The following is a 19,178-nucleotide window of genomic DNA, read 5'->3' as shown; positions in this document are numbered from 1 at the left end:
GCAGCCGTTCCCGCCCACGCAGTGACGGGCTACTGGCAGAACTTCAACAACGGCGCGGCCGTCCAGAAGCTCAGCGACGTACCCGCCGACTACGACATCATCGCGGTCGCCTTCGCCGACGCGACCTCCACACCCGGCGCCGTCTCCTTCACCCTGGACTCGGCCGGACTCGGCGGCTACACCACCGACCAGTTCAAAGCCGACATCAAGGCAAAACAGGCCGCGGGCAAATCCGTCATCATCTCCATCGGCGGCCAGAACGGCACCATCTCGGTCTCCGACTCCACCTCGGCCACCAACTTCGCCAACTCCGTGTACTCACTGATGCAGGAGTACGGCTTCAACGGCGTCGACATCGACCTGGAGAACGGCGTCAACTCCACCTACATGTCACAGGCGCTGAAGTCCCTCTCCGCGAAGGCAGGCTCGGGCCTCGTCATCACCATGGCCCCGCAGACCATCGACATGCAGTCCACGTCCAACGAGTACTTCAAGACCGCACTGAACATCAAGAACATCCTCACCGTCGTCAACATGCAGTACTACAACAGCGGTTCGATGCTCGGCTGCGACGGCAACGTCTACTCCCAGGGCACCGTGGACTTCCTCACCGCACTCGCCTGCATCCAGCTGCAAGGCGGCCTCGACCCCTCACAGGTCGGCCTGGGCGTACCCGCCTCCAGCAGCGCGGCAGGCAGCGGCTACGTGTCACCGAGCGTCGTCGACAACGCGCTGGACTGTCTCACGAAGGGAACGGGCTGCGGCTCGTTCAAGCCCTCGAAGACCTATCCGGGACTGCGCGGCGCGATGACCTGGTCGACCAACTGGGACGCCACATCGGGCAACGCCTGGTCGAGTGCGGTCGGACCGCACGTCCACAGTCTGTAGCCGCTACTGCCGCTACGGACGGCCCGGCAGCGCCACCGCTCCCCCGGTGGCGCTGCCGCTGCGCGTGGGCCGACCTGTGCGCGCAGGGGTACGAGTGGCGGGTGCCCGTCCTACTACTGGCCGCGGCCCGCGAGATAGAACCCGAGGACGTGGGACAGCCCCCCGAACCATGCCTGGAGCGTGGCGTTGTTGCGGGCGTCCACCGTGCACTCGTAGACGCGGCCGTCGGTCAGGACCACGGACACCATGAGAGTGGTACCGCTGTACGAGCCCTTGAACGGCACGGTGGTGATGTGGTTCCAGGAGAAGTCCGCGGTCTGGCCGTTGCGTTCGAAGGAGACCCCTTCGACATCGACCACCACGGCGTTCCGCCGGTCCGTCGCGAGGAAGTCGGGGCCGTCCGCGAACGGCCCGGGTCCCTGCTGCTGGTGCTGGTGCTGCGGCGGGTGGTGGTACTGCTGCTGGGGCACTGGCCCGGAGGCGTACGCCGGGGGCGGCCCGGGTGCGTACCCCGGGGGCGGTGGCGGCGCGTACGCCGGGGGCGGCGGGCCGAAGCCCTGCGCGGGCGGGGGGTGCGGGCCCGGGTGCGCGCCGCCCTGTTGTCCGGTGTGTTCCATGCGCCAGCCCTTCCGGCTCTCGGTCCGGCGACCAGTATGGCCGGAGCCGGCGCCGGCACGCGGTGGCGCCCGCCGGTCCCCCCGGCGGGCGCCACCGTGCGCGGATGCGGCAGCCCGTTACGGCTTGGGCAGCGTGCACCCCGCGAGGCTCAGGTCGATCTTGTTACCGGCGCCGACGCACGCCACGATCCCGTACGTCTCCTCGGCGTAGTTGATGCCCTGGTGGATGGTCACGTTGCCGTTCTCGTCCACCTCGCACGGGTTGTTCTCCGTGCAGGTCTGACCGTCCTCGTTGCCGGTGTTGTTGACGGCGACGACCTTGCCGGTCGCCGTGTCGATCACCGGGGAGCCGGACGTACCGCCGATGGTGTCGCAGGCGGAGGTGTAACGGAGCGAGTCCTTCCAGGTCCAGTCGCCCTCCTTGAGGCGGTACACGAAGCCGTCCACATTGCAGCTGTAGATCTTCTTCCAGTACCCGGAGACGACCTTGATCGCGGTGCCCTGCGTGGGGTGGGCGGCGTTCAGTTCCAGCGCGGCGATGCCGTACTTGCTCTGGATCTGGGCGTAGGTGGAGGTGAGTTGGTACAGCGAGATGTCCGTGTCGGTCATCGTCGCGTACGCCACCTTGCTCGCCTTGAGCGTGGCGACCGAACTGCCCGCGGAGTTGAGCAGCGAGAAGGTCCGGCTGGACGGCTGGTCGGTGATGACCTCACCGGCCGCCGGGAAACCCGTCTCCAGGCAGTGGCCGTTGGAGAGCACCAGCGCCGGGTCGTCGGGCTGGGAGTCGGGCATCCGGACGACGGAGCCGGAGCAGTTGCTCAGCGCCACCGTTCCGGCGAAGTCGACGGCCTTGACCGTGGGACGGCTCGTGGCCGCCACCGCGGGCGTCGCTGCCGCGCCCGCAAGGGCCAGGGCGAGCAGGGCGCCGACGAGAGGCTTCTTCATGTGGGGGTCCCCTCTGTGACCGAAGTTCTTTCGGTTTGACATGCGCATTGTTAACGCAAGAGGGGCTCACGGGGAAGAGTGCCTCGCCCGTGACCGACAGCTCGGGAAGCCGGCCGGGACGCGCAGTCGGAGCGGCCCGAGCAGCCGGAGCCATCCGTCCGGCCGCTCGGGACAACTCCCCTGCTACGGACCGGGGCGGGCGCCGTCCGGCACCCGCCCCGTCCGGGGGCCCGGCTCCCGGGCCCCCACTTCACGCACGTCGACTCACACGCGCCGACTCACACACGCCGACTCACGCACGTCGGCCGCTTCGGCTCGGTCAGCCGGCGAAGCGGGCCATCCATGCCTCGACGTCGTCGGCCGACCGCGGCAGGCCGTCCGACAGGTTCTCGTTGCCGTCCTCGGTGACGACCAGGTCGTCCTCGATGCGGACGCCGATGCCGCGCCACTCCTCGGGCACGGTGAGGTCGTCCGGCTGGAAGTACAGTCCGGGCTCGACCGTGAGCACCATGCCGGGCTCCAGTACGCCGTCGACGTACTCCTCGTTCCGGGCCTGCGCGCAGTCGTGGACGTCCAGACCGAGCATGTGGCCGGTGCCCGCCATGGTGAAGCGGCGCTGGAGGCCGAGTTCGTACGCGCGGTCGGCCGGGCCCTCGATGAAGCCCCACTCGACCAGCTGCTCCGCGAGGTGGCGCTGGGACGCCTCGTGGAAGTCGCGGTACGCGGCGCCCGGCTTGACGGCGGCCATGCCCGCCTCCTGGGCCTCGTACACCGCGTCGTAGACCTTGCGCTGCACGGGCGTGAAGGTGCCGTCGATCGGGAGCGTGCGCGTGACGTCGGCGGTGTAGAGGGTCTTCGTCTCGACGCCCGCGTCCAGCAGGAGCAGGTCGCCGGGGCGCACCGGGCCGTCGTTGTCCGTCCAGTGCATGATCGTGGCGTGCTCGCCCGCGGCGCAGATCGAGCCGTAACCGACGGCGTTGCCCTCAAGGCGGGCGCGGCGGAAGAACGTGCCCTCGATCCACCGCTCGGACGACGCGACCGCCGTGGACAGGTCACCGATCACATCGGTGAATCCGCGCACGGTGGAGTCCACGGCCTTGCGCAGCTCGGTGATCTCCCACTCGTCCTTGACGAGGCGGAGATCGCTGAGCGCCTCGTCCAGTTCGGCGTCGCGCTCCTCGTCGGTGGTGACCGCGGCCGTCAGGGCCGGGTCGATACCGCGGACGATCCGGGTCGGCACGGCGGGGGCGGCGGCCAGGTCCTCGGCAGCCGTACGGACGTCGCGGCAGGGCAGGCCGAGTACCAGTTCCGACTCGGCGAGGGAACGGCGGCGGCCCATCCACAGCTCCGCCGTGGGACCGGTCCAGAACTCGTTGTTGTCCCTGCTGTCGCGCGGCAGCTGGTAGCAGTAGGCGTCGTGGCCGCCGTCCGCACGGGGTTCGAGGACGAGCGCGCCGTCCCGGACCTGGTCGCCGGTCATGTGTACGTAGCCCGTGTACGGGCGGAAGGGGTAGGTGTCGTCGTTCGAACGGACCTTGAGGTTCCCGGAGGGAATCACGAGGCGCTCGCCCGGGAAGCGCGCGGAGAGCGCCGCGCGGCGGCGGGCCGCGTGCGGGGACTGCTCGGCGAGCGTCAGGTCGTGCCGCTCGGTGTCCGCCCAGCCCGTCCGCATCAGAGCGGACAGTTCCTCGGAGATCTCTGAGTAGAGACCGTTCCTTCGGCCTTTCGCCACGTCGTACACCTTCCTCTGGCTGGTTCGCTGCCGCCGGTCATCGGCGGCTCCTGGACGGTACCCGGCACGACCCGCGCTCGGGGCCCGAGAGTGCCACTGGCACAGATCGGACAGCGCCCCGGACAGGGAACCGCAGATAATGGGGCATATGACGAACGCGAAGCTCGGCGAGGCCCTGCGGCTCCTGGGGATCGGCCACGCGGCGGTCCGGGTCTATCTGGCGCTGCTCGAACTGGCCCCGGCTCCGCTGAGCGCGATCGGCGCCGCAGCCGGTCTGGACGGTACGGAGCTGACCACGGCGTACGGCGCACTGGTCGACGCCGGTCTGGCCAGTCCTGCCGAGGCGGGCGGGGACGTGGTGGCTCCGGTTCCTCCGGCCGCGGGCCTGGAGATCCTGGCCCGGCACCGGGCTGCCGAGGTGGAGGAGTCGCGCATCAGCGTCGGCGGCGCGTTCGAGTCCTTCCGCCGCCAGCGGCTCGCCGCGTACAACGACAACCTCGTCGAGGTCGTGACCGGCGAGGCCGTGGGCTCCAGGATCCGTCAGGCATGGGCGAGCGCCCGCGAGCAGATCCGGCAGTTCGAGTCACCGCCGTACTTCCCCCTGCCCGACACCACGGACGACGCGCTGGCCACGCTGGCCCGCGGTGTGACGCAGCGTGTCGTGTACTCGCGGGAGTCGCTGGAGTATCCGGGGCATCTGAAGGAGGTCATCGAACCGTGCGTCAAGGCCGGTGAGCAGGCGAGGGTGCTGCCGTCGGTGCCGGTCAAGCTGGTGATCATCGACGAGTCGTACGCGCTCGTGTCGTTGTCGATCAGAGAGGCCGACGTGCACAACACGATGCTGGTGGTGCAGCCGTGCGGCCTGCTCTCGGCGCTCATGGCACTGTTCGAGCAGTCCTGGCAGAACGCCCTGCCGTTCCACGGCCGCACCACCCACCCGGGCGGCCTGCCACCCGCCGACCGCCGCCTGCTGTGGCTCCTCGCGGGCGGCGCGGGCGACGACGTCATCGCCCGCGAGCTGGGCATCAGCCGCCGCACGCTCTTCCGCCGCCTGCAGATCCTGATGGCCCAGCTGGGCGCAGCGAACCGCTTCCAGATGGCCTTGCAGGCCCAGCGCTCCGGCTGGCTGTGATTCAGGCCGCGCCGAAACGGGACCGCGCGGCCAGGAACGCGGCCAGCCCGGCCCGGCCGACAGTGATCACCCGGTCCGGGTCGTCGGACTCACGCAGGTACAGGGCCCCGCCGGGGGCGGCGGCCAGCTCTACGCAGTTGCTGCCTTCCGCGCAGTACGAAGACTTCTGCCAGTCAGCTATGGGCATCAGGTTTCCCCTGTCGAAGGCTGTCGGCGACGGAACGGATGAATCCGCGGGATCCGGTCGGGTCAAGGGCCACTTCGCGCATGCGGTCCAGCAGAAGACGGTACTTCTCCAGGGGCGCTTCGGCATCGATCAGAGCCGGGCCGTGGGACTGGTCGAGGTGGACGGTGTCCAACTCGCCCACTGGGCCGTGGGCGTACACGAAGGACTGCCCGGAGCCCGGGAACGCACCCGCCTTGAACGGAATGACGAGCACGGTGACGTGGTCCCGCTCACTGGCGCTCGCCAGATGTTCGAGTTGCGCCTGCGCGACCGCAGGGCCACCGAACTCCATCCGGAGCGCCGCTTCATGAATGATCGCGGTGTACGGGGTGGGGCTCGCCCGGTGGAAGATCTCCTGCCGCTTGATCCGGTGCGACAGCCGGTGTTCCACTTCGTGAGGCGGCAGCGGCGGCACCGCCTGTTGGAAGACGACCCGCGCGTGGTCGATGGTGTGCAGCAGGCCGGGCAGGTGGGACGTCTGCGCCGTCACCAACTCCGTAGCGTGGTATTCGAGTTCGACCAGATCGAGCAGCCCGGTGGGAAGCACTCCCCGGTACTCGTCCCACCACCGGCGCCCCCGGTCGGCATTGAGCGCAGCCAGTGCGTCCACCAGCCCCTGATCCGCGCAGTCGTAGTGACAGGCCATGGCGCGCAGCCGCTCGTCGCTGACGCCGACTCGACCCGCCTCGATCCCGCTGAGCTTGGCACGGTCGATACCAAGGCTCGCCGAGGCGGCGACCGTGGACAGTCCGGCCCGCTCCCGGAGTCGGCGAAGTTCGGTACCCAGCCTTCGCTGCCTGGCAGTTGGGCTATGGCGCGGCGGCATCTGCTCGCCCTCCTCGACGTGACAGTGAGCCAATCTACTCCGACACATGTGTTTCACAATGTGCGTCACATGTGACCCCACATTTGAGCTACGGTGAGTACCGCACCCCTCACTCATTGTGGCACCGGGGTTGTCGGAAGCGCACCGTCCTGCTCACGCGCAGCAGGACGGCAGAGCCACCACCCCGGGCCACCGTCTCTCTCCCCCCCACTCCTCGCTCGAACAGGAGAGCTCCGTGAACTCAGCCGTCGCCACCCCCTTCGCCCCCGCACCGGAGAAGTGGGAGTGCAGCCTCCAGCTCACCAACGACCCGCGCGCCCCGCGCGTCGCCCGCAGGACCGTGCGGGGCGCGATCCTCGACTTCGCGCTCGATGCCGAACTCGCCGACACCGCCGAGCTGTTGACCAGCGAGCTGGTGACCAACGCCCTACAGCACTCGGACGGTCCCGTGCTCGTACGGCTGGGGGCGCGGCGCGGCGTGGTGCGGGTGTGCGTGTGGGACAACCATCCGGAGCTGCCCGACCCTCTCCCCGAGACCACCGAGGATCCCTTCGGGCGTGGCCTGCTCCTGGTGGAGCGGCTCGCCGACGGGTGGGGGCGGTACCCCCTGGCGGCGGACGGAAAAGTGGTGTGGTTCGAGCTCGTTCCGAAGAACCCGTGGCAGGGCTGGATCTAAGTGCCCTCTACGGAGCGGCGGTTGGCCGGGATCGGCCCCTCGGGTGGGAGCTGAAGGGATCTTCCCCCTTCGGCTCCCACCCCTGTCGGTGGAGGGGATGGTCAGCCGATCTTGTCGGTGAAGCCCATCGACAGGTACGTCATCCGGGTGACCTTGCCTTTGCTCGGCCCGGCCGTCCACGTGAAGGTGTACTCCAGGATCGCGCTGGTCTTCGGGTCGACGATCACCCGGCCGACGCTCCTCGCCTCCTGGAACTCCAGGGCCGTCCCCCCGCGCCCGGTGCTGTCCTTGACGCCTCCGACGAGCTTGATGCCCTTCAGCTGTGCCATCGCCTTGAACACCCCCGCCCGCAGCTTCGGGCTCGCCGGAGCGTCACCGAGCAGGGCCGACGCCTGGTCGAAGGGCGAGATGTCGTCGGCCTTCTGCGGGGCCTGCAGCAGTCGGAGGAGTTGCGCCGGGTCCGTGGTCAGCTGGTCCAGGCCCTTCCAGTCGAGGTCCTTCGACCCGAACTGCCAGTCGGGCCGACGCCCCTTCTTGTAGGCCTTGCCGTCCACGACGACGTAGAAGTCCATGGCCTGCGAGATGTACGTGTCCCCGGTCGGCAGGTGCAGCTTCCAGTACTTCCCCGAGGAGACGGACTGGGCGGCAGCGACGGTGGAGATGTCGTTCAGGAAGACGGACGCGGTGGCCGCGTGCGCCTCGCTTCGTGTGGCCGTGGGCGCCGAAGGCCCGGCGCCGCCGATGTTCGCGTACGTCACCGCCCCGGCCGCGACCGCGGTGGCGGTGAGCAGGCCGACGAGCACCCTGCGGCGCCCGGAGATCCGCCGGACCGGGATCACCCGCCGGACCGGCGCCGTCACCACGGTGTCCGTTTCCCGCCCGGACCGCTCCGCGGCCATCGCCGCCTCGACCCCTGCCAATGCCCCGGCCACCGCCTGCGTCGACGGCGGCTCGACCCGTCCGGCAGCCGCCAGTTCATCGGCGCCGGGGAAGTCCAGCAGTGCCCCTCGCTCCTTCATGGCGTTCTCCTTCATGTCGTTCTCCTCCACGCCACGCCTGTTCATACCGATCGGCTCCACGTCGTCGTACGTGCTCATGCCAGGTCCCCCGTCACAGTCAGGTGCTGTCCCGCCGGGCGGGACGCAGCGAGCCGGTCGCGCAGCCGGCCCCGGGCCCGGTGCAGCCGCGAGCGGGCGGTCCCCGCCGGAATGCCGACGGCTGCCGCCGCCTCGGCCGGGGTGAGCTGCTCCCAGCTGATGAGCAGCAGCAACTCGCGTTCCTCGGCGGGCAGTTCGCCCAGCGCCTGGCGCAGTGCGGGCGCCAGCGCTGCCGCGTCCAGCCGCTGGTCCACCGCCTGCCAGGGGTCGGTGACCTCCGGGCCCGGTGCGGCCTCTTTCCGCCCCGCCCGCCGCAGGTGCTGAGCCAGTACGTTGCGGGCCACCCCGAACAGCCAGCCCCGCGCCGAGCCGCGCGAGGCGTCGAACGTGCGCCGCGAGACGTACGCCTGCAACCACGCCTCGGCCAGCAGATCATCGGCCGCGCCGGGCACGCGCCGGGCGAAGTAGCCGTGCAGGGCGGGCGAGTGCGTCTCCACCAGCAGGGTGAACGCCGCCGCGTCACCGGCCGCCGACCGCGTCAGCCGGGCGTCACTGTCGCCGTCACGGTCAGGGGTGCGATCGGGGGCGCGGTCGCCGCGCTCCTCGTGTTGCCGGGTATCCGGTGTCACGGAACCTCCGTCTCCGACCGCCGGACGACGGTCTCACCCTGTACTTGTCGTCGGACCCCGATCCGTTCGCGGGTACCGCTCGGGCGACCACCCAGCTCTCCCGATCCGCCCTGCTCACCGGCGAGTTGCCCGTACTCTCGCCCGATGCGCATCCTCTTCACGTTCATCGGTGGCAGCGGCCATTTCCGCCCGCTCATCCCCGTGGCCCGCGCAGCGGAAGCCGCCGGACACACGGTCGCCTTCGCCGGTGGGGGCCGGAGAGGCCCCGAGATCACAGCTGCCGGGTTCACCGCCTTCGCCACGAGCGAGCCGCGCGGGCACACGGAAGCGACGGCAGCGGCGGAGACAGCGGCAGCGCGCAGCACCGTGGAGGTGTCCGATCCCGAGGAGGACATCCGGCATCTCGCAGAAGGCTTCGCCCGGCGCGGGGCGCGTCGGCACGCCGCGGCCGTTCTTGAACTGACCCGCACCTGGAAGCCGGACATCCTGGTGCGCGACGAGGTCGACTTCGGCACCGCGGTCGCCGCCGAGTCGCTGGGACTTCCCTGCGCATCCGTCCTAGTACTCGCTGCAGGGGGCTTTCTGCGCAACGACGTTGTCGCCGAGCCGCTGCACGAACTGCGATCCGAGTACGGCCTGCCGTACGACCCCGACCTCGCCGTGCTGGACCGGGACCTGGTGCTCTCACCGTTCCCGCCGAGCTTCCGGGACCCGCGCTTCCCGCTCCCCGCTCACACCTTCTCGTTCCGGCCGACAGCCGCGCGCCCGCCCGAAGCCACACCGGGCACACCGGGCACACCGGGCACGCCCACCGTGTACGTGACGCTCGGCACCGTGCACGCCGGCACCGACCTGTTCTCCCGGATCGCGGCCGGGCTCCGGGAGCTTCCCGTGAACGTGCTCATGACCGTCAGCGATCACATCGACCCCGCAGTGCTGGGGCCGCTGCCCGGCCACATCCGGGTCGAACGGTTCGTTCCGCAGGAGCAGTTGCTGCCGCAGTGCGCACTGGTCGTCTCGCACGGCGGGTCCGGCAGCCTCATGGGAGCGCTCGCCCACGGCCTGCCCTCGGTGCTGTTCCCACACGGCGCGGACCAGCCGTACAACGCGCGACGGTGCACCGAACTCGGCGCCGCCCGGACACTGGACCCGGTCACCGCCACCCCGGAGGACATCCACACGGCTGTGTCGACGGTGCTCGCCGACAGTGGTTACCGCAGCGCGGCCGAGCGGATCCGGGATGAGATGAACGCGCTTCCGGGAGCGGCGGAGACCGTCCCGGCGCTCGAAGCGCTCGCTCTGTCTAGATGACCAGACTCAGCAGCGCCGCGACCGCGAACCCCGCCACCGACAGCACCGATTCCAGCACCGTCCAGGACTTCAGGGTGTCGCGCTCCGAGATGCCGAAGTACTTGGAGACCATCCAGAAGCCGCCGTCGTTCACGTGCGAGGCGAAGATCGAACCGGCCGAGATCGCCATGATGATCAGGGCGAGGTGGGCCTGTGAGAGGTCCTGGCCGTCGACCAGGGGAAGCACGATGCCCGCCGTGGTCACGATCGCGACCGTCGCGCTGCCCTGGGCCACCCGCAGGACCAGCGAGATCAGATACGCCAGCACGATGACCGGCAGACCGACGTCGTTGAAGGTCTTGGCGAGTGCGTTGGCGATGCCGCTGCCGCTGAGGACGGCGCCGAAGATCCCGCCCGCGCCGACGACCAGCAGGATGTTGCCGACCGGCTTGAGCGAGGCGGTGGAGACCGCCTCCAGGGACTTGCGGGACCAGCCGCGGCGGATGCCCAGCAGGTAGTACGAGAGGAAGAGCGCGATCGTCAGGGCGACGAAGGGGTGCCCGAAGAACTCCAGGACCGAGCGGAGCGTCGAGGGGTCCAGCGCGATGGAGGAGAACGTCGCCAGCAGGATCAGGATGAGCGGGGTGCCGATGATCGCGAGGACCGTGCCCAGCGGGACCGGCTTCTCCTGCGGCTCGATCCCCAGGGCCTGCTGCTCGGCGACGACCGCCGTCCTGGCCTCCTCGGCGGCCTCGACCATGTCCTGCGGGACCTCGACGAAGAGGCGCTTGCCGATCCAGGCGGCGTAGCCCCAGGCGGCCAGCACGGCCGGGATGCCGCACGCCGCGCCGATCACGATGATCCAGCCGAGCGACACGTGGAAGAGCGCGGCGGCGGCCACCGGGCCGGGGTGCGGGGGCAGGAAGGCGTGGGTCATCGACAGGCCCGCGAGCAGCGGCATCGCGTAGAGGATGACGGACTTGCCGGAGCGCTTGGCCGCCGCGTAGACGATGGGCGCGAGGACGAAGATGCCGACGTCGAAGAAGACCGGGATGCCGAAGATGAGGCCGGTGAGGCCCATCGCGAGAGGGGCCCGCTTCTCGCCGAAGAGGTTCAGCAGGCGGGAGCTCAACACCTCGGCTCCGCCCGAGACTTCGAGGATCGAGCCGAGCATCGTGCCGAGGCCGATGATGATCGCGATGTGCCCGAGGATGCCGCCCATGCCGGACTCGATCATCGAGACGGACGACGACTTCTGGACCGTACCGAAGAGTTCGGTGACCGAGAGTCCCGCGCCGAGGCCGACGGCTATGGAGACACCGAGCAGCGCGACGAACGGTTGCAGCCTGACCTTGATGATCAGGAACAGCAACAGGGCGATGCCCAGGACGGCGACGGTCAGCAGACCGGTGGTGCCGCCGATGACGGCGAGCAGCCCGCCGGTGTGGGGTGGCGCGGCCGGGGTCTCTGCGGCGAAGTACATGGGGGAACTCCATTGTTTCCGGGGGGACTTCGAGGCATGGCGGAGCGCGGCACGGCGCCCCGGTGCGGAAGCAGGGGTGGGGCGCCGTGCCGTGGTGCGTGCGGTGGTGCGTGCCGTGGTTCAGCGGATCAGGGCGGTACGGATCAGCCGAGGACCGCGAGCGCGTCGATCTCGATGAGCAGTCCGGCGGGCAGACCGACGTAGACGGTCGTACGGGCCGAGGCGGGCTCCTTGAGGCCCTGCTCCTCGAAGTACGCGTTGTAGATCTCGTTCATCTCCGCGAAGTGGGAGACGTCCGTGAGGTAGACGCGCATCATCATCACGTCGTCCCAGGTCGCGCCGCCCTCTTCCAGGATCGCCTTGACGTTGGCGAAGGTCTGGAGGGTCTGCTCGCGCAGGGTCGGGCCCGCCGGGGTGGGGGCCTGGCCCTCGACGGCCGGCAGGAAGCCGACCTGACCCGCGACCTGGAGGATGTTGCCCTTGCGGACGCCGTGCGAGAACTTCGCGGGCGGGGTGGTGTGGGTGGAGGGGGTGAGGGCGGTCTTCTCGGTCATGCCGTGGATTCCTTCGAGGAGTTCGGGGGTGATGCCCGGCGGTTCTGGGTGATGCCGGGAGGGTCCGGGAGGGTTACGAGGGGACGTTCGGGGGGACGGGGGATTTCTTGGGCTGCGGTGCGGTGCCCGCGTACTCGCCGCTGATGGCGTCGGCCGTGCGGCGCACCAGCGGGAGCAGGGTGAGGAGTTCCTCCGCCGTGACGACCACATTGGGCGCCGACATCGACATGGCGGCGACGACACGGCCGTCCACGCCCCGGATGGGGGCGCCGACGCAGTTGATGGACTCCTCGTGGCCGCCGAGGTCGGTGGCCCAGCCCTGTTCGCGCACCGTGGTCAGCTCCTTGAGGAAGGCGCCGGCGTTCGGTGTCGAACGGGCCGTGTAGGTGGGGTAGTCGAGCCGTTCGGCGATGGCGCGCCGTTCGGGCTCGGGGAGGTCGGCGAGCAGCAGTTTGGCCACGGCGGCGACCGTGATCGCCACGGGCCTGCCGATGCGCGAGTACATCCGCACCGGGTAGCGGCTCTCGACCTTGTCGATGTAGAGGACCTCGTTCTCCTCGTACACCGCGAGGTGCACGGTGTGCCCGCACTCCTCGTTGAGCCTGGCCAGATGGGGGTGGGCGATCTCCCGGACGTCGAGGTTCTCGACGGCTTCCTGGGCGAGCGCGAAGAGTCGGGTGCCGAGGCGGTAGCGCTGGTCCTGCTGGCGGTAGACGAGCCCGTGCTCGTGGAGCGTACGGAGCAGGCGCAGCGCCGTGGACTTGTGGACGCCGAGGCTCTCGGAGACCTGGCCGAGGTCGGCGGGGCCCTGGGCGAGCAGCGGCAGGATGGAGAGCGCGCGGTCGACGGTCTGGCTCATGGCGTACGTACCTCCTCGTCGGTACCGGACAGGCCGGTAACGGTCACGTCGGCGCGGGTCTCGACAGCTTCGGTCGGGTGGGCTGCGGTCGGGTGGGCTGCGGTCGGGTGGGCTGCGGTCGGGCCGACCCCCGGCGCAGCCGAGGAGGCCTCCGGCGCGTCCGAGGAGGCCTCGGTCGCGTCCGCAGTGGTCTCCGTCCAGCCGGGGCCGATCCGGAGGTCCGCCCAGGCCGTGTCGTCCAGGGCCGCGAGGCGGTCGGCGTGGGCACGGTCCGGCGGGGTGGCCAGGTCGCCGTGGACGGTGAGGGCGGCTGCGGCCATCAGGTGTCCGTGCCGGGCCCTGTCCCGTACGGGAAGATCGCGGAGGGTGCCGGAGAGGAACCCGGCGGCGAAGGCGTCGCCCGCGCCCACCGGGGCGACGACGTCCACGCGGAGGGCCGGGACATCGGTGACGGTGTCGGTGTCGGTGTCGGTGTCGGTGTCGGTGTCACGCCCAGCGCCACCCCCGGCGCCGTCAACGCCCCCGGAGTCGGTGCCGCCCTCGGCCGTGGACCGGGAGAAGACCGTCGCGCCCGCCGGCCCCCGCTTCACCACCAGTACGGCCGGTTCGGGGAGCGCCGCGCGGATCGCCTGCGCCCCGCACACCCCCCAGGCCGCTTCCGCCTCGTCCTCCCCCACGAAGACCAGGTCCGCACCCCGGGCCAGTTCGAGCAGCACCCGCGGGCCGGGGCCTCCGGTGCCGGACTCCTCGGCTTCACGCCACAGCCCCGGCCGGAAGTTCACGTCGAACGAGACCAGCGGGCGGCCCGGCGCCCGGGTCGTCAGTTCGCGCATCAGGGCCAGGCACTGCGGCGACAGCGCCGCCGTGATCCCGGACAGGTGGAGCACCCGCCCCGACCACAGGTCCGCGACGTCCAGCACCCCCGGCGCCATCGCGCTCGCGGCGGAACCCGCCCGGTAGTAGATGACCTCGTGGTGGTCGGCGTCACGGTCGTCGGCGGTGCGGAAGTAGACGCCGGTGGGGCGGTGCGGGTCACGGCGGACCGCGCGGGTGTCGACCCCGTACGCCGCGATCGCCTCCACCAGGTGGTCGCCGAAGCCGTCGGCGCCGACCCGGCTGATCCACTTCGCCCGGTGTCCGGCGGCGGCCAGCGCGCAGGCGACGTTGGACTCCGCTCCGCCTATGCCACGGTCGAAGGACGGTACGTCGGCGAGGCGCCCCCGCCGGGTGGGCAGGAACGTGACCATGGACTCGCCGAGACAGACGACGTCCACCGGTGTGTGCTGCGCGGTCACGATCGCTCTCGCTCCTCGGTGTGGGCGGCCGGGGGCTCCGTTGACCCGGCGATGGCTCGGATGTTAGACAGCTGTGAGCGATATGCGCAATGAGCGTTGCACATGATGCAACGCAAACTCTCTGGGAGGTTCCATGGCCGGGGCAGACGGTGCTGTACGCGCAGAGGACGCCGTACGCACGGAGAGTGCGGAGAGTGCGGAGAGTGCGGAAGTGATCGACCACCGCTTCAAGGGGCTGCCGCCCGGCGCCGACGGGCTGACCGTCGCGGCGCTGGCCGCCGAGCGCCGGAACCTCTTCACCGACGGATTCACCACACCCGTCCTGGCGCTCTCCGCCGAGTCCGTCGAGCACAATCTCGCGCTGATGGAGACGTACTCGGCACGGCACGGCCTGGTCTTCGCCCCGCACGGCAAGACGTCGATGTCCCCGCAGCTCTTCGACCGGCAGCTCGCACACGGCGCCTGGGGCATCACCCTCGCCGTGCCGCACCAGGTCAGGGTGGCGCGCGCCTTCGGCATCCAGCGGGTCTTCGTGGCCAACGAGATCGTGGACGCGGCGGCCCTGCGGTGGATCGCCGCCGAACTGGCGGCCGATCCGGAGTTCCGGTTCCTCTGTTACGTCGACTCCGTGCGCGGCGTCGAGCTGATGGACGAGGCGCTGCGCGGCTCCGCCCGCCCGGTGGACGTGGTGATCGAGCTGGGTGCGGGCGACGGAGCCCGCACCGGCGCCCGCACCGAGGCGGAATGCGCGGCGGTCGCCGACGCGGTGGCCGCCACCGGGACGCTGCGGCTGGTGGGTGTCGCCGGGTACGAGGGCGAGGTGCCCGGCGCGAACAGCGAGCGGGTGCTCGCCTGGCTGCGCCGGCTGGTCGCGCTGGCCGCAGGTCTCGACCGGGACGGCCTGTTCGAAGGGGTCGACGAGATCGTGGTGAGCGCGGGCGGCAGCGCCTGGTTCGACACGGTGGCCGAGGCCTTCGCCGAGATCCCCGCGCTCTCCGCGCCCGTGCTCAAGCTGCTGCGCTCCGGCGCCTACGTGTCGCACGACGACGGGCACTACAAGCACCTCACCCCCTTCAACCGGGTCCCCACCGAGGGCGCTCTCCAGCCCGCGTTCCGGCTCTGGGCCCAGGTCGTGTCCCGCCCCACCGACGCGCAGGCGTTCGTCAACGCGGGCAAGCGGGACGCCGCGTACGACCTCGACCTGCCGGAGGCGCAGGTGGTACGGGACGCCCGCACCGGCGAGATCCGCCCCGCCACCGGGATCACCGTGAGCAAGCTGTCCGACCAGCACGGCTGGCTGGAGACCGCCGCCGGGGCGGACCTTGAGGTCGGTGACTGGGTCGGGATGGGGCTCTCCCACCCGTGCACCTCGTTCGACAAGTGGCAGCTGATCCCGCTCGTCGAGGCGGACGGCACGGTCAGCGACTACATCCGCACGTACTTCTGAGAGGCCGGAGCCGGTCATGGATCTCGTCATCCGCGATGTCCGCGTCATCGACGGCAGCGGCGGCGCCTCCTACCGTGCCGACGTCGCCGTCGACGGCGGGCGCATCAGTTCCGTCGTGCCCGAGGGCGGAGGCCGACGGCCGGGCGGGGCCAGGGTGCTGGACGCCCACGGTCTCGCGCTGTCGCCGGGCTTCATCGACATGCACGCCCACTCCGACCTGGCCCTGCTGCGCGACCCCGCGCACGAGGCGAAGGCCGCGCAGGGAGTGACCCTGGAGGTCCTCGGCCAGGACGGGTTGTCGTACGCCCCCGTGGACGACCGGACGCTCGGTGAGGTCCGCCGGGCGATCACCGGCTGGAACGGCGACGGATCCGACATCGACTTCGACTGGCGGACCGTCGGCGGCTATCTGGACCGGCTCGACCGGGGCATCGCCGTGAACGCGGCGTATCTCGTCCCGCAGGGCACGGTCCGGATGTACGCGATGGACTGGGAGGACCGGCCCGCCACCGCCGCCGACAACGCCCGCATGAAGCAACTCGTCGCCGAGGGCATGGAACAGGGCGCCGTCGGCATGTCGTCGGGGCTCACCTACACCCCGGGGATGTACGCGGACGACGCGGAACTCACCGAGCTGTGCCGGGTGGTGGCGCAGTACGACGGCTACTACTGCCCGCACCACCGCAGTTACGGGGCGGGCGCGCTCCAGGCGTACGAGGAGATGGTCGGCCTCACCCGGGCGGCGGGCTGCGCCCTGCATCTCGCGCACGCCACCATGAACTTCGGCGTGAACAAGGGGAAGGCGCCCGACCTGCTCGGGCTGCTGGACCGGGCGCTGGAGGACGGCGCGGACATCTCGCTCGACACCTATCCGTACACCCCGGGCTGTACGACGCTCGTCGCGATGCTGCCCAGCTGGGCGAGCGAGGGCGGCCCGGACGCGATCCTGGCGCGGCTGCGCGACGACGCGACGGCCGAGAAGATCCGCCGGGTGATGGAGATCGACGGCGCCGACGGCTGCCACGGCGTGCCCATCGAGTGGGACACCATCGAGATCTCCGGGGTCACCGAGCCGGGGCTCGCCGGTTTCGTCGGCCGGACGGTCGCGGCCAGCGCGGCCGAGCGCGGCGAGCAGCCCTGGGTCACCGCGCGGCGGCTGCTGATCGACGACCGGCTCGGGTCGACGATCCTGCAGCACGTCGGCCACGAGGAGAACGTGCGGCAGATCATGCGCCACCGGGTGCACACCGGCGGCAGCGACGGGATCCTGCAGGGCGACAAACCGCATCCACGCGCGTACGGCACCTTCCCGCAGTACCTGGGCCGGTACGCGCGGGAGTTGGGCGTGCTCTCCCTGGAGGAGTGCGTGGCGCATCTCACCTCCCGCCCGGCGGCCAGGCTGCGGCTGCCGGACCGGGGGCTGGTCCGGGAGGGCTACCGCGCGGACCTCGTCCTCTTCGATCCGGACACGGTCGCCGCGGGCTCCACCTTCGAGGAGCCGCGGACCCTGCCCACCGGCATCCCGCACGTGCTGATCGACGGCCGCTTCGTCATCGAGGACGGCAGGCGCACGGACGTACTCGCGGGGCGCTCGGTACGGCGCACGCCCGGCAGGGCGTGAATCCCGGCCCACAAGGGGGCGCGGCCAAGGTGCCGCCCCCCCTTGTGGGCCAGAACACCAGGCCGGTTCACTGTCCGCGGCCGTAAGGTTGCGGATATGCAGGTGATCCAGTCGATGAAGCTCGCCAATGTCTGTTACGAGATCCGCGGCCCGGTGCTCGACGAGGCGATGCGGCTGGAAGCAGCAGGTCATCGCATCCTCAAGCTGAACACCGGGAACCCGGCCGCCTTCGGTTTCGAGTGCCCGCCGGAGATCCTGGAGGACATGCTCCGCAACCTCGGCGGCGCGCACGGCTACGGCGACGCCAAGGGGCTGCTGTCCGCGCGCCGGGCCGTGGTGCAGCACTACCAGACCAAGAACATCGACGAGCTGGACGTCGAGGACGTCTACCTCGGCAACGGCGTCTCCGAGCTGATCCAGATGTCGATGCAGGCGCTGCTCGACGACGGCGACGAGGTGCTCGTACCCGCGCCGGACTACCCGCTCTGGACCGCGTCGGTGTCGCTGGCCGGCGGTACGGCCGTGCACTACCGCTGCGACGAGCAGGCCGACTGGATGCCGGACCTCGCCGACATCGAGCGGAAGGTGACCGACCGCACCAAGGCGATCGTGATCATCAACCCGAACAACCCGACGGGCGCGGTGTACGACGACGAGATGCTGCGCGGCATCACGGACATCGCCCGCCGCCACGGCCTGACCGTCTGCTCCGACGAGATCTACGACCGGATCCTCTACGACGGCACCACCCACACCCCGACGGCGGCCATCGCCCCGGACCTGATGGTCCTGACGTTCAACGGCCTCTCGAAGAACTACCGGGTCGCCGGGTTCCGCTCCGGCTGGATGGCGGTCTGCGGCCCGAAGGAGCACGCCTCCTCGTACATCGAGGGCCTGACGATCCTGGCGAACATGCGGCTCTGCGCCAACATGCCCTCGCAGCACGCGGTGGCCACGGCGCTCGGCGGCAGGCAGTCGATCGACGACCTGGTGCTGCCGGGCGGACGCATCCTGGAACAGCGCGACACGGCGTACGAACTGCTGACGCAGATCCCCGGTGTCACCTGCGTCAAGCCCAAGGGCGCGCTGTATCTCTTCCCGCGCCTGGACCCGAAGGTCTACAAGATCAAGGACGACCGGCAGATGGTCCTCGACCTGCTGCGCGCCGAGAAGATCATGGTCGTGCACGGAACGGGCTTCAACTGGCCGGAGCCGGACCACTTCCGGATCGTGACGCTGCCCACGGCGAAGGAACTGGAGGACGCGGTGACGCGGATCGGGACCTTCCTGGACGGCTACGCGCAGCACTAGCACGGGCTGCTGCACGGGCTGGTCCACGGAGAGCCGCACGGACAGCCGCACGGACAGCCGCACGGACAGCGAGTCGGGACTTCAATCAACTTTAGACAGATTCTAATTTAGGAACTAGGATGGTGGCCTGTCCACGAGAAGGAGGCCATCCCATGTACGAACCGATCCGCACCAAGTCGGTCCACACGATGGCCGTGGACACCCCCGCCTACCCGCAACGCACCCGTGAGGAAGAGCTGGACATCCAGCTCGCGGGCTATCTCGCCGCGCTCCTCGCCGTGACGGACGAGCTCGGCCTGACAGCGGAGGGCGAGCGCATCGCGGCCCAGGTGGCCCGGCTGCGCGGCGCCCCGCCGGTCCGGCACGCGGCGCTCACGAACGCCGCGCCCGCCACCCTCCACGACCGCGCCCACGCCCTCGCGGGCCGCGCCCTGCTGGTAGCGGCCTCCCGCGCGGACACCGCGGCGGCGATCCTCGCGGCGGAGCGGATGGACGCGCACACGGCAGCACGCCAACCGGCCTGCGCCCACTGAACGGCCCCGGTTCGCGG

General features: G+C 70.6%; 18 protein-coding genes and 1 pseudogene. 8 read left to right on the top strand and 11 right to left on the bottom strand.

The genetic code is table 11. The annotated features are described in order from the left end of the window. Positions 1 to 6: 6 nt before the first annotated feature. A pseudogene (locus OG709_RS23200) lies at positions 7 to 888 on the top strand (chitinase); the annotation flags it as partial. Positions 889 to 1,001: 113 nt separating this feature from the next. Here the strand turns inward: OG709_RS23200 and OG709_RS23195 are convergent. The 3 genes from OG709_RS23195 to OG709_RS23185 all read right to left on the bottom strand — a co-directional run bounded on the left by OG709_RS23195 (position 1,002) and on the right by OG709_RS23185 (position 4,182). Beyond that, a complete protein-coding gene (locus OG709_RS23195; protein WP_329167625.1) occupies positions 1,002 to 1,505 on the bottom strand; it encodes a hypothetical protein in 504 nt (167 codons plus the stop codon). A 117-nt stretch (positions 1,506 to 1,622) separates the two neighbouring features. Beyond that, positions 1,623 to 2,450: a S1 family peptidase gene (locus OG709_RS23190; protein WP_250299776.1), complete on the bottom strand. Its 828-nt coding sequence runs from the start codon at positions 2,448 to 2,450 to the stop codon at positions 1,623 to 1,625. 319 nt (positions 2,451 to 2,769) lie between these two features. Further along, the gene (locus OG709_RS23185; protein ID WP_250299775.1) at positions 2,770 to 4,182 is read right to left on the bottom strand and encodes an aminopeptidase P family protein; all 1,413 of its coding nucleotides are present in this window, start codon (positions 4,180 to 4,182) and stop codon (positions 2,770 to 2,772) included. Positions 4,183 to 4,330: 148 nt separating this feature from the next. On the opposite strand from OG709_RS23185, the gene OG709_RS23180 reads away from it, so the two are divergent. Then, the gene (locus tag OG709_RS23180; protein WP_250299773.1) at positions 4,331 to 5,314 is read left to right on the top strand and encodes a LuxR family transcriptional regulator; all 984 of its coding nucleotides are present in this window, start codon (positions 4,331 to 4,333) and stop codon (positions 5,312 to 5,314) included. A gap of 1 nt (position 5,315) precedes the next feature. Here the strand turns inward: OG709_RS23180 and OG709_RS23175 are convergent, their stop codons facing one another. Then, positions 5,316 to 5,501, bottom strand: coding sequence for a DUF397 domain-containing protein (locus OG709_RS23175; protein ID WP_326694119.1), 186 nt, complete (start codon positions 5,499 to 5,501; stop codon positions 5,316 to 5,318). Next, the gene (locus OG709_RS23170; RefSeq protein ID WP_326694120.1) at positions 5,488 to 6,366 is read right to left on the bottom strand and encodes a helix-turn-helix domain-containing protein; all 879 of its coding nucleotides are present in this window, start codon (positions 6,364 to 6,366) and stop codon (positions 5,488 to 5,490) included. Before OG709_RS23170 ends, OG709_RS23175 begins: the two co-directional genes overlap by 14 nt. Positions 6,367 to 6,601: 235 nt before the next feature. Here OG709_RS23170 and OG709_RS23165 point away from each other — a divergent pair, with 235 nt between their 5' ends. Beyond that, complete coding sequence (locus OG709_RS23165; protein WP_329167624.1) at positions 6,602 to 7,042, top strand: ATP-binding protein; 441 nt, start codon at positions 6,602 to 6,604, stop codon at positions 7,040 to 7,042. A gap of 101 nt (positions 7,043 to 7,143) precedes the next feature. On the opposite strand, the gene OG709_RS23160 is transcribed toward OG709_RS23165, so the two are convergent. After that, on the bottom strand, positions 7,144 to 8,139 hold the full coding sequence (locus tag OG709_RS23160) for a hypothetical protein (RefSeq protein ID WP_250299766.1): 996 nt from the start codon (positions 8,137 to 8,139) through the stop codon (positions 7,144 to 7,146). Next, on the bottom strand, positions 8,136 to 8,768 hold the full coding sequence (locus OG709_RS23155; RefSeq protein WP_329167623.1) for an RNA polymerase sigma factor: 633 nt from the start codon (positions 8,766 to 8,768) through the stop codon (positions 8,136 to 8,138). The genes OG709_RS23160 and OG709_RS23155 overlap by 4 nt, the downstream gene beginning before the upstream one ends. Positions 8,769 to 8,912: 144 nt before the next feature. Here OG709_RS23155 and OG709_RS23150 point away from each other — a divergent pair, with 144 nt between their 5' ends. After that, positions 8,913 to 10,079, top strand: coding sequence for a glycosyltransferase (locus OG709_RS23150; RefSeq protein WP_329167622.1), 1,167 nt, complete (start codon positions 8,913 to 8,915; stop codon positions 10,077 to 10,079). Here OG709_RS23150 and OG709_RS23145 read toward each other — a convergent pair. The 4 genes from OG709_RS23145 to OG709_RS23130 all read right to left on the bottom strand — a co-directional run bounded on the left by OG709_RS23145 (position 10,072) and on the right by OG709_RS23130 (position 14,201). After that, complete coding sequence (locus OG709_RS23145; RefSeq protein WP_329167621.1) at positions 10,072 to 11,541, bottom strand: GntP family permease; 1,470 nt, start codon at positions 11,539 to 11,541, stop codon at positions 10,072 to 10,074. The genes OG709_RS23150 and OG709_RS23145 overlap by 8 nt on opposite strands. A 143-nt stretch (positions 11,542 to 11,684) precedes the next feature. After that, positions 11,685 to 12,095, bottom strand: coding sequence for a RidA family protein (locus tag OG709_RS23140; protein ID WP_326694126.1), 411 nt, complete (start codon positions 12,093 to 12,095; stop codon positions 11,685 to 11,687). Between the two features lie 73 nt (positions 12,096 to 12,168). Further along, complete coding sequence (locus tag OG709_RS23135; RefSeq protein WP_329167620.1) at positions 12,169 to 12,954, bottom strand: IclR family transcriptional regulator; 786 nt, start codon at positions 12,952 to 12,954, stop codon at positions 12,169 to 12,171. After that, positions 12,951 to 14,201, bottom strand: coding sequence for a sugar kinase (locus OG709_RS23130; protein ID WP_443068584.1), 1,251 nt, complete (start codon positions 14,199 to 14,201; stop codon positions 12,951 to 12,953). Before OG709_RS23130 ends, OG709_RS23135 begins: the two co-directional genes overlap by 4 nt. Before the next feature lie 181 nt (positions 14,202 to 14,382). Between OG709_RS23130 and OG709_RS23125 the strand changes: the two genes are divergently transcribed. The 4 genes from OG709_RS23125 (at position 14,383) to OG709_RS23110 (ending at position 19,161) form a co-directional block, all read left to right on the top strand. Continuing rightward, positions 14,383 to 15,696: an amino acid deaminase gene (locus OG709_RS23125; protein WP_266641122.1), complete on the top strand. Its 1,314-nt coding sequence runs from the start codon at positions 14,383 to 14,385 to the stop codon at positions 15,694 to 15,696. 16 nt (positions 15,697 to 15,712) lie between these two features. After that, positions 15,713 to 17,317, top strand: coding sequence for an N-acyl-D-amino-acid deacylase family protein (locus OG709_RS23120; RefSeq protein ID WP_329167618.1), 1,605 nt, complete (start codon positions 15,713 to 15,715; stop codon positions 17,315 to 17,317). Between the two features lie 96 nt (positions 17,318 to 17,413). Further along, a complete protein-coding gene (locus OG709_RS23115) occupies positions 17,414 to 18,628 on the top strand; it encodes a pyridoxal phosphate-dependent aminotransferase (RefSeq protein ID WP_326694130.1) in 1,215 nt (404 codons plus the stop codon). A 152-nt stretch (positions 18,629 to 18,780) separates the two neighbouring features. Further along, entirely contained in the window at positions 18,781 to 19,161 is a 381-nt protein-coding gene (locus OG709_RS23110) for an SCO4983 family protein (protein WP_250299750.1), read from the top strand. The last annotated feature ends 17 nt before the right edge of the window (positions 19,162 to 19,178 follow it).

Source organism: Streptomyces sp. NBC_01267, assembly GCF_036241575.1.
Classification (GTDB): domain Bacteria; phylum Actinomycetota; class Actinomycetes; order Streptomycetales; family Streptomycetaceae; genus Streptomyces.
The sequence above is the reverse complement of the archived record's forward strand: the minus strand, read 5'-3'. Positions and strand labels throughout refer to the sequence as shown.